The sequence below is a fragment of the Halomicrobium sp. HArcht3-1 genome, from assembly GCF_058933345.1.
Genome location: NZ_JBZYDM010000002.1, coordinates 420,130 through 433,545 on the forward strand (window position 1 = coordinate 420,130; position 13,416 = coordinate 433,545).

At 63.4% G+C, this 13,416-nt stretch carries 9 protein-coding genes, 1 tRNA gene and 1 rRNA gene; 7 read left to right on the forward strand and 4 right to left on the reverse strand.

The window, feature by feature from the left end; genetic code table 11:
- The first annotated feature begins 170 nt into the window (after window positions 1-170).
- Window positions 171-1,826, forward strand: a complete 1,656-nt coding sequence (locus AC5FRW_RS05205) for a cellulase family glycosylhydrolase (protein ID WP_493567364.1) — start codon at window positions 171-173, stop codon at window positions 1,824-1,826.
- Between the two features lie 46 nt (window positions 1,827-1,872).
- Here the strand turns inward: AC5FRW_RS05205 and lipA are convergent, their stop codons facing one another.
- Window positions 1,873-2,796, reverse strand: a complete 924-nt coding sequence (lipA, locus tag AC5FRW_RS05210; protein WP_493567365.1) for a lipoyl synthase — start codon at window positions 2,794-2,796, stop codon at window positions 1,873-1,875.
- Between the two features lie 307 nt (window positions 2,797-3,103).
- Between lipA and pheS the strand changes: the two genes are divergently transcribed.
- Complete coding sequence (gene pheS, locus AC5FRW_RS05215) at window positions 3,104-4,612, forward strand: phenylalanine--tRNA ligase subunit alpha (protein ID WP_493567366.1); 1,509 nt, start codon at window positions 3,104-3,106, stop codon at window positions 4,610-4,612.
- Window positions 4,612-6,402: a phenylalanine--tRNA ligase subunit beta gene (gene pheT, locus AC5FRW_RS05220; RefSeq protein WP_493567367.1), complete on the forward strand. Its 1,791-nt coding sequence runs from the start codon at window positions 4,612-4,614 to the stop codon at window positions 6,400-6,402. The genes pheS and pheT overlap by 1 nt, the downstream gene beginning before the upstream one ends.
- Window positions 6,403-6,597: 195 nt before the next feature.
- Here the strand turns inward: pheT and AC5FRW_RS05225 are convergent, their stop codons facing one another.
- From AC5FRW_RS05225 to AC5FRW_RS05235, 3 genes are all read right to left on the reverse strand, one after another.
- The gene (locus AC5FRW_RS05225) at window positions 6,598-7,410 is read right to left on the reverse strand and encodes an alpha/beta hydrolase (protein WP_493567368.1); all 813 of its coding nucleotides are present in this window, start codon (window positions 7,408-7,410) and stop codon (window positions 6,598-6,600) included.
- 120 nt (window positions 7,411-7,530) lie between these two features.
- Complete coding sequence (locus AC5FRW_RS05230) at window positions 7,531-8,583, reverse strand: quinone-dependent dihydroorotate dehydrogenase (protein ID WP_493567369.1); 1,053 nt, start codon at window positions 8,581-8,583, stop codon at window positions 7,531-7,533.
- A 54-nt stretch (window positions 8,584-8,637) separates the two neighbouring features.
- Window positions 8,638-8,835, reverse strand: coding sequence for a hypothetical protein (locus AC5FRW_RS05235; protein WP_247005722.1), 198 nt, complete (start codon window positions 8,833-8,835; stop codon window positions 8,638-8,640).
- A 214-nt stretch (window positions 8,836-9,049) separates the two neighbouring features.
- On the opposite strand from AC5FRW_RS05235, the gene AC5FRW_RS05240 reads away from it, so the two are divergent.
- The 4 genes from AC5FRW_RS05240 to AC5FRW_RS05255 all read left to right on the forward strand — a co-directional run bounded on the left by AC5FRW_RS05240 (window position 9,050) and on the right by AC5FRW_RS05255 (window position 13,228).
- Entirely contained in the window at window positions 9,050-10,297 is a 1,248-nt protein-coding gene (locus tag AC5FRW_RS05240) for an outer membrane protein assembly factor BamB family protein (RefSeq protein ID WP_493567370.1), read from the forward strand.
- A gap of 168 nt (window positions 10,298-10,465) precedes the next feature.
- Window positions 10,466-10,777 (forward strand): non-histone chromosomal MC1 family protein, encoded by a 312-nt coding sequence (locus AC5FRW_RS05245; protein WP_493567371.1) that lies wholly within the window; start codon window positions 10,466-10,468, stop codon window positions 10,775-10,777.
- Window positions 10,778-11,573: 796 nt separating this feature from the next.
- A 16S ribosomal RNA gene (locus tag AC5FRW_RS05250) occupies window positions 11,574-13,046 on the forward strand.
- A gap of 110 nt (window positions 13,047-13,156) precedes the next feature.
- Window positions 13,157-13,228: transfer RNA gene (locus AC5FRW_RS05255), tRNA-Ala, on the forward strand.
- The last annotated feature ends 188 nt before the right edge of the window (window positions 13,229-13,416 follow it).

Sequence of the window (13,416 nt, forward strand, 5' to 3'; positions counted from 1 at the left end):
TCGCACTTTGGCTATTTTCGAATCTGCCAGCTATGAGTGAATGCCCTATCTAGAAAATCGTAGAAACTTTCATCGTGGAAATTATGTATGGTACTGACACACCGACCACCCGGCCGCCACGAGTGTGTCGGCCACGTGGGTGTTGGGATGGGTGTCACCGGATTCGAACCATGAAACGACGCAATCTTCTCAAGACGATCCCCGGACTCGCCGGCTTTGCCGGTGTCTCCGGGTTCGCATCGGCCACAGACTGTACCGGCGTCCCCGAGTGGGACGACAGCGCGACCTACACCGGTGGTGACCGCGTGCGCTACGATGGCACGCTCTGGACCGCCGAGTGGTGGACCAAGGGGACCGAACCGTCCGAAAGTGCGAGCGTCTGGACGACGGTCGGCTCCTGTGGGGGGAGCGACGACGGAACGCCGGACGACGGTACGCCGGACGATGGCACGCCCGGCGGCCCGGACTGTTCGGCTGTCGCATCGTGGGATGCCAGCGCCACGTACCAGAGCGGCGATCAGGCGGTTCACGACGGCAGCCTCTGGGAGGCGTCGTGGTGGACCAGCGGCGACGAGCCGGGGGCCAGCGACTGGGGACCGTGGACCGAAGTCGGATCGTGTGTCGAGAACCCGAACACCCCACCCTCGGCGGCCTTTGGCTACCCCTCCGAGATCCGACCGGGCCAGGAGTTCACCGTCGCCGCCAGCCCATCGAGCGACGCCGACGGCACGATCACCAGCTACGAGTGGGACTTCGGCGGCGGGGCGACGGCGACGGGCGAGACCGCGACCCACGTCTACGAGACCGAGGGTGATTTCCCGGTCGAACTGACGGTCACGGACGACGACGGCGCGACCGCGACGACGACCCGGACCGTCTCGGTCTCCGAAGAGAGCAACGAGGCGACACCGGTCAGGCGCCACGGTCAGCTACAGGTCGACGGGACCCAGCTCGTCGACGAAGGGGGCGATCCCGTCCAGCTCACCGGGATGAGCACGCACGGCATCCAGTGGTACGGCTGGGAGGACTGCATCACCGACGCCGGGCTGGACGCGCTGGCCGACGACTGGAACGCCGACGTCCTGCGGATCTCGCTGTACGTCCAGGAAGGCGGCTACGAGACCGACCCCGAGGGCTTCACCGAGGAGGTCAATCGCTTCGTCGAGGAAGCGACCGACCGGGGCATGTACGCGCTGGTCGACTGGCACCAGCTCTCACCGGGCGACCCCTGGGAGAACATCGACCTCGCCAAGCAGTTCTTCAACGACGTGGTCCCGAAACACGCCGACAAGAACAACGTCCTCTACGACATCGCCAACGAACCAAACGACGTGGAGTGGTCGCGGATCCGGGGCTACGCCGAGGAGATGGTGCCCGTGATCCGCGAGCACGACGCCGACGCAGTCGTCATGTGTGGCACCCACGGCTGGGCGTCGCTTGGCGTCTCCGACGGTGCCAGCGCACAGGACATCGTCGACGACCCCGTCGACGCCGAGAACTTCATGTACACCTTCCACTTCTACGCGGCCTCCCACGGCCAGTCCTACCGCGACGAACTCGAATGGGCAGCCCAGCGCTTGCCCGTCTTCGTCTCGGAGTGGGGCGCACAGGAGTACACCGGCGACGGCGACAACGACTTCGAGTCGGCCCAGCAGTACGTCGACCTCATGGACGAGTACGACATTAGCTGGACGAACTGGAACTACTCCGACGACAAACGCTCGGGTGCCGCCTGGAAGGAAGGCTCGCTGCCCAGCGGTCCGTGGACCAAAGAGAACCTGAAAGAGTCCGGCGTCTGGGTCCGCGAGAAGATCCGCAACAGCTGATCGCTCGGCCTCGGATCGGCCACGATTCTCGCCGCCCCGTAGCTGTCTACTGGCTCCGCACTCGCTCGCGAGCCACTGCGGGGTCGACGCCGTCCAGTAGCGCCTCGGTGAACAGCTCGCCGGCCCGGTACGACGAGCGCACCATCGGCCCCGACGCACAGTAGGTAAAGCCCAGTTCCTCCTCGGCGACCCGCTGCCACGTGTCGAAGGCGTCGGGGTGGACGTACTCGCTGACCTCCAGATGCGAGCGGGAGGGCTGGAGATACTGGCCCAGCGTCACGATGTCGACGCCGACCTCCCGCAGATCCGAGAGGGTCTGATAGATCTCGTGGGCGTACTCGCCGACGCCCAGCATCAGGCTCGTTTTCGTGTGTATCTCGGACTCGCGGGCCACCTGTCCCAGCACCGACAGCGACTGTGCGTACCCCGCCCGCCGGTCTCGCACGGGCCACTGCAGGCGGTCGACGGTCTCGATGTTGTGGGCGATCACGTCCGGGCCGGCATCGATGATCTGCTGGACACAGTCGGGGTCGCCCTGGAAGTCGGGGATCAGACACTCGACGAGGATCGACGGGTCCCGATCCTTGATCGCCCGGATCGTCTCGGCGAAGTGGCCCGCGCCCTGATCGGGCAGGTCGTCCCGGTCGACCGACGTGAGGACGACGTAATCGAGACCGATGTCGGCGACGGCGTCGGCGACGTTCGCTGGCTCGTCGGGGTCGAGTGGCTCCATCCCGCCGGTCTCCACGTCACAGAAGTTACAGCCCCGGGAACACCGATCGCCCATCAGCATGAACGTCGCCGTGCCGGGGCCGTCCTCACCGCTCCAGCACTCGCCCATATTGGGGCAATTCGCTTCTTCGCAGACCGTGTGGAGGTCCCGCTCGCGCAGCGACTGCTTGATCTCCGTGAAGCGCTGTCCCGACGGCGGCCGCATCTTCAGCCAGTCGGGCTTGCGGGCGCGACTCATTGACGGTCGTTAGGAACGGGCGGGCAAAAACGTGTGGAGACTGCGCCGTCCACTGGACGTTATCGAACGCGCTCACATCGCCACAACGTTTTTGCCTCGCCACGGCAACGGTTCGCATATGCCATCCGAATCCCGGAACCGGCGTGCAGCGCGCGAGCCAGCAGTGCAGTCGGGGTTCGACTTCTTTTTCGACGTCTGACCGACGGCGGACTCGGGACGACTCGGGCGAGGACTCCCGACGAAACCGTTCGGCGGCAAGTGAGAACCGTTAACTGACGAACCCGCAGTGTATCCGACAACGACCACGATGCGATTACCACAGGCACAGGTGGCCCTCTTGAAGGCTGCCGACGCAGACGACGCCAGACGGATCGACGCGCTGGCCGACGAGGCCGGTGTGAAATCAGAGACGGCCACGGGCGCAGCCTTCGCGCTCGAAGACGACGGACTGGTCGCGCTCGTCGAGGAGACCGTCGAGTCCGCCGAACTCACCGACGAGGCTCGCCAATATCTCGACGAGGGCTTGCCCGAGGTTCGCTTCTATCGTGCAGCCATCGACGCCGGGGCCGCCGACGAACCCGCCGGAATGGGACCGGTCATCGGCGGTGCCGGTCTCGACGGTGCGGCCGTCGACATCGCACTCTCGAACTTCGCCCGCAAGGGGTACGGCCAGATCGACAGCGGCGAGGTGTCGGCCGACCCCGACGCCGACCCCGACGCCGACGCGGAGGCCGCGGCACTCGAAGCACTGGCCGACGGCGAGACCGTCGACGACGCGGACGTGCTCTCACAGCTCGAACGGCGCGGTCTCGTCGAGATCGCCGAGTCGACGGTGCGCTCCGTGCGCCTGACCGACGACGGCGTGACGGCCCTGATGGAGGGCGTCGAGGTCGCCGAGACCGTCGGACAGGTCACGCCGGAACTGCTGACCTCAGGCGAGTGGGCCGACGTGGAGTTCGCAGAGTACAACGTCGAAGCCGACGCCGACGAGGTCCGCACTGGCAAGACCCACGTCCTGCGCCAGCAGGCCGAGAACGTCAAAGACACGCTCGTCGGGATGGGCTTTCAGGAGATGCAGGGACCGACCGTCGACGCGGACTTCTGGATCAACGACTGCCTGTTCATGCCACAGGACCACCCCGCGCGCAACCACTGGGACCGCTTCGCGCTCGACCAGCCGGCCCAGATCGACGACCTGCCCGAGGACCTCGTCGAACGTGTCGAGTCCGCCCACCGCAACGGGGTCGGTCCCGACGGCGAGGGGTATCATTCGCCGTGGGATCTGGACTTCGCGAAAGCGCTGGCGCTGCGCGGTCACACCACCTCGCTGACGGCCCGTCATCTCTCCGGGGAAGCGATGGGCGATCTTGAACCGCCCCAGCGGTTCTTCTCCATCGAGAAGGCCTACCGGAACGACACGCTGGATGCCACCCACTTGCTGGAGTTCTTCCAGATCGAGGGGTGGGTGATGGCCGAAGAGCTGTCGGTGCGTGACCTGATGGGCACGTTCACGGAGTTCTACGAGCAGTTCGGCATCACGGACATCCAGTTCAAACCCCACTACAACCCCTACACCGAACCGAGCTTCGAGCTGTTCGGTCGCCACCCCGAGACGGGCGAACTGATCGAGATCGGGAATTCGGGGATCTTCCGCCCGGAGATGCTCGAACCGCTCGGTGTCGAGTGTGACGTGATGGCCTGGGGGCTGGCCCTCGAACGCCTGCTCATGCTGGTGACCGGTGCCGAGGACATCCGCGACGTGCACGGCACGCTCGTGGATCTCGACTTCCTGCGGTCCGAGGAGGTGCTCTACTGATGCCAACTGTCGAAATCGACCCCGACGAACTCCGAGAACTGACCGGCTACGCCGACAAAGCAGACGACGAACTCAAAGACGACCTGTTCAACCTCGGCCTCGAATACGAGGGCGAGAGCGCCGAGGGCGGCTTCGAACTCGAATTCGCGCCCGACCGTCTCGACCGACTCTCCGTCGAGGGGATCGCCCGCTCGCTGCGCTACCAGTACGGCGACGACCGGGGCGTCTACGTCCCGACCACGAACGACGCCGACTGGACCATCGAAGTCGACGGGACGCCCGAAGAGCGCCCCTACGTCACCGGTGCCATCGTCCGCGGGCTGGACCTCGACGAGGATTCCCTGGACTCGCTGATCCAGTTGCAAGAGAAGCTCCACGCGACGATGGGTCGCCAGCGCGCCAAAGGTGCGATCGGCGTCCACGACCTGACGATGCTGAAGGGCGGCTCGGCGTCCAGTGGCGACCAGACCGAGGCGGAGCGAGACGATGCGCGCGTCACGTCCGGCGACGGTGTCGAGAAGTCCATCCGCTACACCGGGATCGACCCCGAGAGCGAGGAGTTCGTGCCCCTAGAGGGCGACGCGGCGATGACGCCCGCCGAAGTCCTCGACGAGCACCACATCGGCGTCGAGTACGCTGATCTGGTCGCGGGCTGGGACACCGTGCCGGCGATCTACGACGCGATCGGCCTGTTCTCGTTCCCGCCAGTCATCAACGGCAAGCGCACGGAAGTCACGACGGACTCACGGGATCTCTTCATCGAGATGACCGGCACCGACCAGTGGACGATCGACCACATGCTCGCGATCGTCTGCTACGCGCTCGACGCCCGCGGCGGGACCATCGAGTCCGTCGAGGTGAGCTATGCCGACGACGCGCCCGGCGAGTATTCGGGCCGCTCGTTCGTCCGCCCCGACTTCCAGACCAAGACCAAGACCGTCGATCACGACCGTATCGAGACGATCCTCGGCGTCGATCTGGACGAGCGGGACGTGGCCGATCTGGCCGAACGGTCCGGACTGGGCGTCAGCCGCGCTGACCCGGACGCCGACGAGGTCGAGGCCTACGACATCGAGGTGCCACCGTACCGCGTCGACGTGCTCCACCCGATCGACGTGATCGACGACCTCGGACGGGCCTACGGCTTCAATACGCTCGAACCCCGCTATCCCGACGTGTCGACGGTCGGCGGCCGCAGCGACCGCTCGAAACTCGAACGGGCCGCTCGGAACGTGCTCGTCGGGCTTGGCTTCGAGGACCTGCTGAACTTCTACATGATCAGCGAGGAAGAGAACTACGAGCGACTCAACGTCGAACACGGGTCGGACGTGGTCGGCGGCGGCGACCCCGTCACGATCCAGGAACCCTACAGCGAAGACTACACGATGCTTCGCTCGTGGGCGCTGCCCTCGATCATGCTCGTCTTGGAGAACAACACGCACCGCTCCTATCCCCAGGACCTCGCCGAAATCGGACTGGCTGCCGAGGTCGACGAGACAGAGAACACCAACGTCGCCGAACACCGCACCGTGGCTGGCGCGGTCGCGCGCCACGACGCCACCTACGAGGACGCCAAGGCGCGCCTGCAGGCCATCGCAGCGAACTTCGACAAAGAACTGGCGACGCCACCCACGGACCACCCGACGTTCATCGACGGCCGCACCGCCGCCGTCGAACTCGACGGCGAGGCAGTCGGCGTCATCGGCGAAGTCCACCCCGAAGTGCTCGTCGAACACGATCTGGAAGTGCCCGTTGCGGCCTTCGAATTTAGATTGGACGCGCTGGAGTAGCCCGCGAGCGGAGCGAGGCGCGCCGTAGGTGGGTCTCGAATGCGAACGGGGAACGGGGTGACCCGTGAGCGGAGCGAGCGCTTTTTCGCCCACGTTTTTACAAGCGGGTGCCCGCAGCGAAGCGAGGACACCCGTGCAGTAAAAAGGTGGTTGCAGCACGATCTGGAAGTGCCCGTTGCGGCCTTCGAGTTCCGGTTAGACGCGCTGGTGTAGGATCGTCGCAGCCGTTCTCTCACTGCTGTTCTCGTCGAACCACTCGACGACGACCGCGGCGATTCGATCGTGAGCCTCCTCGTAGCTGATCGTCGCCGACCGGTCCCCACGCTGGCCCCGATAGCTCCCGAACTGCGTGTGGTTCGCGCCCTCGATCTCGTGGTACCGTGCGTCCGCCGGGAGTCTGGCCCGTGCGTCCGCGTATGCCTCGCGGTCGAGCACACCGTCGCGGCTGCCTGTCACACTCAGTGCGGCCAGTCCCGAGTCGCTCACGTTCTGATCGCAGTACGAGGCAAAGAGGATCAGTCCCGCGACGGCATCGGCGTTGTTCGCTCCATGGCGGCAGGCTGCGACACCGCCCAGCGAGTGACCGCCGACGTACCACTGCTCGACGCTGGGGTTCGCGTTTCGGATCTCACCTGCGGTACCGATACCCAGCAGTCCGACGTTCAGGGGCAGGTCTGGAACGTAGACGGTGACACCGCCGCGTTCGACGACCGGTGCGAACGTCGTCAGGTAGGCGTCCGGCTCCACGCGTGCGCCCGGGTAGAAAACCAGCGCTGTCCGGGCCGTCGCTGTCCCCGCCGGCGAGAGGACGTAGCCGCCGTTGGCTCGCTCGACGGCGACGTTCCCGTTCGAGCGCACTTGCTCGATACTCGCGTCGCTCCCGTGAAATCCCTGACTGAAGTAGAACGCCCCGCCGGCCGTCGCAACCACGACGACCGCGAGGACGACGGCCAGCGCGCGCTTCCAGTACTGCCCCACTGCCGCTCGCACTGCTTGACGTGGGTCCATTCGTCCGAGAGACGGTGGCGCGACGCCTAATACTGTCGGCTGTAACTATTTCAAGATATTCGCCACTCCGTGGTGGCGAAGTTCTTCACAGAATTACAGTTGACAGTATAAGCACTCCGCCTACAGGTCCGCACCGACCGCGTCTTCGATGCTGTCGAAGCCGTCCTCGTCGAGCAGTTCGAGCAATCCTTCGTTGATTTCGCGGGCCAATGACGGCCCCTCGTAGACCAGCGCGGTGTACAGTTCGACGAGCGTCGCGCCGGCACGGATCTTCCGGTAGGCTCCCTCGGCCGTCGAGACGCCACCGACGCCGACGACCGGCACGTCGACGCGCTCGGCGACGAACCGAACCATCTGTGTGGCCTGCTCTTCGATGGGCTTGCCCGACAGCCCACCTGTCTCGACGCGGTTCTTGCTGCGCAGCGAGGCCGGGCGTTCGGTCGACGTGTTGGTCGCGACGACGCCGTCCAGATCGAGGTCCCGGACGATCGAAAGGGCGTCTTCGATGGCCGGTTCCGGGAGGTCCGGGGCGAGTTTGACGAGCAGCGGTCCCGCGCCTGCGTCCTGCAGTTCGCCGAGGATCGCCGCCATCGACTCCTTGTTCTGGAGTTCCTCGAAGCCCTGTGAGTTCGGGCAGGAGATGTTGATCACGAAGAAATCGCCTCCCTCAGCCACTTGCTCGTAGGTGTACCGGTAGTCCGCCGGGGCGTCGTCGGTGCCGACGTGTTCGCTCTTGGCGATGTTGACGCCCACGGGGTCTGCGGTGTCCGTCTCTGCCAAACGCTTGCCGACGATGTCCGCACCGTGGTTGTTCAGCCCCATCCGGTTGATGATCCCCTCGTCCTCGCGCAGGCGGAACATCCGCGGGCGTGCGTTTCCGGTCTGTGGCTCCGCCGTGACGCCGCCGACCTCGACGAAGCCAAAGCCAAGTGCGCCGAGTGCGCCGGGAATCTCGGCGTTCTTGTCGAAGCCCGCCGCCACGCCGACCGGGTTCGAGAAGTGCTGGCCGAACGCATCGACCGCGAGGCGGTCGTCTTCGACGGCGTAGTGACGACTCATCGCCGATGCGATGGGGGTGTCATCGGCCAGCGAGAGCATCTCGTGGACTGTACTGTGGGCTGTCTCTGCTGGTAACTGGAACAACAACGGGCGTGCGATGTCGTAGAGATTCATATGTGTCTCCGCGTCGTGTCGCGAAACGGCGGGACGTTCCCTGTGATGGTGCCTTTAGAACTCGTGTTCGACGTCCTCTGGATCTGCTTTCTGGATTATGATCTTGTTGTCCCTGACACGGACGAACACCTCGTCGCCGATCTCCATCCCAGCGACTGCGAGTTCGTCCTCGTGGATGTTGATGTGAACGTTGTGGTACTCGCCATCTTCGTCTTTGGCGCCACTTGGGCTGAGCTTCTTCTTTCGCACCATCTCGCTATCCTACTCCGTGCTTCGCCGTAGGATATACTTAAGTCTACCGTGCGAGTCGCGGACCGACGACCGTCTCGACCTTCTCGTGCCTGTTCCCGGGCCAGACCGGCGATTGACGCCGGGATCCGCTTGACACAGGATTCACTCTCTGTTCATACAAAGACCCCGAAGATTAAATAGATAGATTCCTTTACCACCGTAGAAACCGCTCATCATGGACAGCGAACTTCCCTCCCTCGATCGCCGTGCCGTCCTCTCTCTCCTCGGTGGTGCGTTCGCCGGGTGTACCGCGCCGACTGCATCGTCCCCGTCGGACTCTGCATCGTCGCCTGCATCGTCGGACACTCCGTCGTCGGCCGACGACCCGGTCGATTGGCCGGTGGCAAACGCTAACCCCGCTAACACCCGCTACAGCCCCGTCGAGAGCGGACCGGGCACCGATCTGGAGATGGCGTGGGAACACTCCCTGGGCTACGATACGCTCACCGGACCGACGGTCTCCGGCGACACGGCGTATGCCGGAGCCGGAACCAGCGTCGATGCCGTCGACATCGAGACCGGTGACGGCGACTGGTCGACGCCACTCGATCTCAGCGTTGCGACGTTCTCCCCGCTGGTGACTGCAGATCGCGTCTACGTCGGCGGATCGAACTCCGAACAGACAAAGCTCTACTCGCTCGACCGCGACACCGGCGAGCGTGTCTGGTCCCGAGAGCTGAACGTCGTTCCCTCACCGACCGCCTGGGACGGGACGGTCTATTTCGCAGAGAACGTCGACGACCGCGGGCGCGTCCGTGCAATCGACGAAGCTGGTGAGATCGGCTGGGAGTTCGTCGTCCCAGCCGGGGAGCGGAACCTGATCGAAGCGATGCCCGCCATCGCCGACGGAACGGTGTACGTGACAGCCAACGACCCTGCCGATGGCGAACGGACGACGTTCGCCTACGCAATCGATATCGGCGCTGACGACCCTCACTGGATATTCAAAGCACCCGGCCGGTCGGTCGCTGCACCCACCGTCGCCAACGGTATGGTCTACGTTACGAACACTACGGGCCAGATCCATGCGCTCGATGCTACCTCCGGAGAAGAACAGTGGACGTTCGACACTGCTTCGACGGTCTCAGACTCCCCATCGATCGCCGAGGAGACGCTGTATGCCGTCGACGCTCGCGGCAACTGCTATGCGGTCGACGCTACGAGCGGTCAGCAAAACTGGCACGTCGGCACGGATATGTCACCGACCAACCCCGCAATCGCCGACGGAACGCTGTACTTCGGAAGTACGCCGTTCGTCGCCATGGACGCGAGCGACGGCACCATTCGGTGGCAGTATTCGGAATCGGCGTACTTCTGGACGATGTACCCCGCGGCCGTCGTCGACGATGCAGTGTACGCGACGATCTGTATCAAGGAAGAGGCGACCGATCTCTACGACAACTACCTCTACAAGTTCGTCTGAGCGCTGGCCGTCGGTCCGCTCGTCGATCCGTCTTGTCCAGTGGGTCCGGCCCCACATCACTCCGATACCGATAATTCGGACTTATAAAACTACCGGCTACAATTGCCCGAATTGGGGGGTATATTTATGGTGGGTCATGTGTTCCATTGACATGGAGCGGTCAAAACCATGGCACGCGACAAGGACAAGCGCAATTTTGCGCTCCGAACACAGGACGGTGACGAAACGAGCGTCTTCTCTGGTGGCACACCACGTCAGGCAGCACTCAAGGCTGCGCGACGACTCGATCCCGCCAGCAGTGAAGACGACGCAGATCCCGAAAAGATCAGACTCCGCGAGAAAGGGACTCACAAGGTCCACATCTACGAAGGGTGGGCCTGGGAGGAGGAAGCCCCCGACGACAAGCCCGGCTGGATGCCCGGCGACATCACGAAGGGGAACGTCTCCAAGCAGGGTGTCGAACACCTCGACGAGATCTGACACCGGCCAACCTTCTGTACTTTTTTGCCTCCCTTCGAGTTCCGACAGTGTCTTGGGTCGACCGCGACCGGTGTCGTGACTGATTTATCTCTCGCCCGCTCACGTACACGTGCGCGGCCACACTCAGTCAGACCGTCACGCCCACTGCGCGGGATGATCGACTGACCTCCAGCTGCGCAACATTCCTCTCTCGGGCACGCGCTCGAACGCCGTGCCAAACCTGAATCTGACCGTGATCGAGTGGTGACTATCTGTCACTCAAAGTGATGCCACGTACCCATGTAATCGCATGCCGTAGCGGGGTTCGTTCGACGCCCTTAAGTAATCCCTGCCCATCGGATGTAATACGAAGCGGCGCAGGGCAGCACGCCCCCGCCGGGCTTCGACACCATCCGACGCCCTTAAGTGTAACAGGGTGTTCGGATTGGATGCGAACACCCGACTCGTTCCTCGAAGTGGAGCGAGTTGGGATCCGACGCCCTTAAGTGTAACAGGGCGCTCGGACAGTATGCAACCGATGCCCGGCCGGGGACACGCCCTGGCCATCTGGACCACACGGCGAGACCCTCTCGCCCAACGGAACTCGAAGGGTTTATGATGCCCTCGGGTCAACGTTCAGGTCCGAAGAAATGAGGATTCCACCCCTGCGGTCCGCCGTCAAGATGGGATCTGATGTTAGCCCTAGTAGTTCGGTGACACTCGGTCGACGAGTGTCGTCGGACGCTCTTCGATAGCGACCACGTCCACGGGTAACAGTGGACGTGATCCCGCCTAACCCTCCCCATTCCGGGGAGACATTCCGGTTGATCCTGCCGGAGGCCATTGCTATCGGAGTCCGATTTAGCCATGCTAGTCGCGCGGGTTTAGACCCGCGGCAGATAGCTCAGTAACACGTGGCCAAACTACCCTATGGACAGGAATAACCTCGGGAAACTGAGGCTAATACCTGATACAGCTCTTAGACTGGAGTGTCGAGAGCTGGAAACGCTCCGGCGCCATAGGATGTGGCTGCGGCCGATTAGGTAGACGGTGGGGTAACGGCCCACCGTGCCGATAATCGGTACGGGTTGTGAGAGCAAGAGCCCGGAGACGGTATCTGAGACAAGATACCGGGCCCTACGGGGCGCAGCAGGCGCGAAACCTTTACACTGCACGACAGTGCGATAGGGGGACTCCGAGTGCGAGGGCATATAGCCCTCGCTTTTCTGTACCGTAAGGTGGTACAGGAACAAGTGCTGGGCAAGACCGGTGCCAGCCGCCGCGGTAATACCGGCAGCACGAGTGATGGCCGCTATTATTGGGCCTAAAGCGTTCGTAGCCGGCCAGTCAAGTCTGTTGGGAAATCGACGTGCTCAACACGTCGGCGTCCAGCGGAAACTGACTGGCTTGGGGCCGGAAGATCTGAGGGGTACGTCCGGGGTAGGAGTGAAATCCCGTAATCCTGGACGGACCACCGGTGGCGAAAGCGCCTCAGAAAGACGGACCCGACGGTGAGGAACGAAAGCTAGGGTCTCGAACCGGATTAGATACCCGGGTAGTCCTAGCTGTAAACGATGCTCGCTAGGTGTGCCGCAGGCTACGAGCCTGCGCTGTGCCGTAGGGAAGCCGAGAAGCGAGCCGCCTGGGAAGTACGTCTGCAAGGATGAAACTTAAAGGAATTGGCGGGGGAGCACTACAACCGGAGGAGCCTGCGGTTTAATTGGACTCAACGCCGGACATCTCACCGGCACCGACAGCAGTAATGACAGTCAGGTTGACGACTTTACTCGACGCTGCTGAGAGGAGGTGCATGGCCGCCGTCAGCTCGTACCGTGAGGCGTCCTGTTAAGTCAGGCAACGAGCGAGACCCGCACTTCTAGTTGCCAGCAATACCCTTGTGGTAGTTGGGTACACTAGAAGGACTGCCAACGCTAAGTTGGAGGAAGGAACGGGCAACGGTAGGTCAGTATGCCCCGAATGTGCCGGGCAACACGCGGGCTACAATGGTCGAGACAATGGGATGCAATACCGAGAGGTAGCGCTAATCCCCTAAACTCGGTCGTAGTTCGGATTGTGGGCTGAAACTCGCCCACATGAAGCTGGATTCGGTAGTAATCGCGTGTCATAAGCGCGCGGTGAATACGTCCCTGCTCCTTGCACACACCGCCCGTCAAAGCACCCGAGTGAGGTCCGGATGAGGCCATCATGCGATGGTCGAATCTGGGCTTCGCAAGGGGGCTTAAGTCGTAACAAGGTAGCCGTAGGGGAATCTGCGGCTGGATCACCTCCTAACGATCGGGATCAGGCCGACGCGCCTGACCCACCTTTCACAGCGTCCGACGACACCCGTCGACCGGGCACCTTTGAACTACTAGGGCTAACAATTGCGGATTCGGCGTCGGGCCCATAGCTCAGCGGCAGAGCACCTCCTTTGCAAGGAGGAAGCCCTGGGTTCAAATCCCAGTGGGTCCATACCCCGGATCACATCCGAACCGTGCCCCTTAAGTGTGGGACGGCGCTCGGACGTGATACGGAAGACCAGTGCACTACTCCGTGCAAGCGCGAGTAGGAAGGGTCGACATGCAGACCGGTTCGCACCGGCTGTGTGCATGACACCGTATGTACGTGCGATCCAGGCGTCCACTGGACTCGTGTAGTTT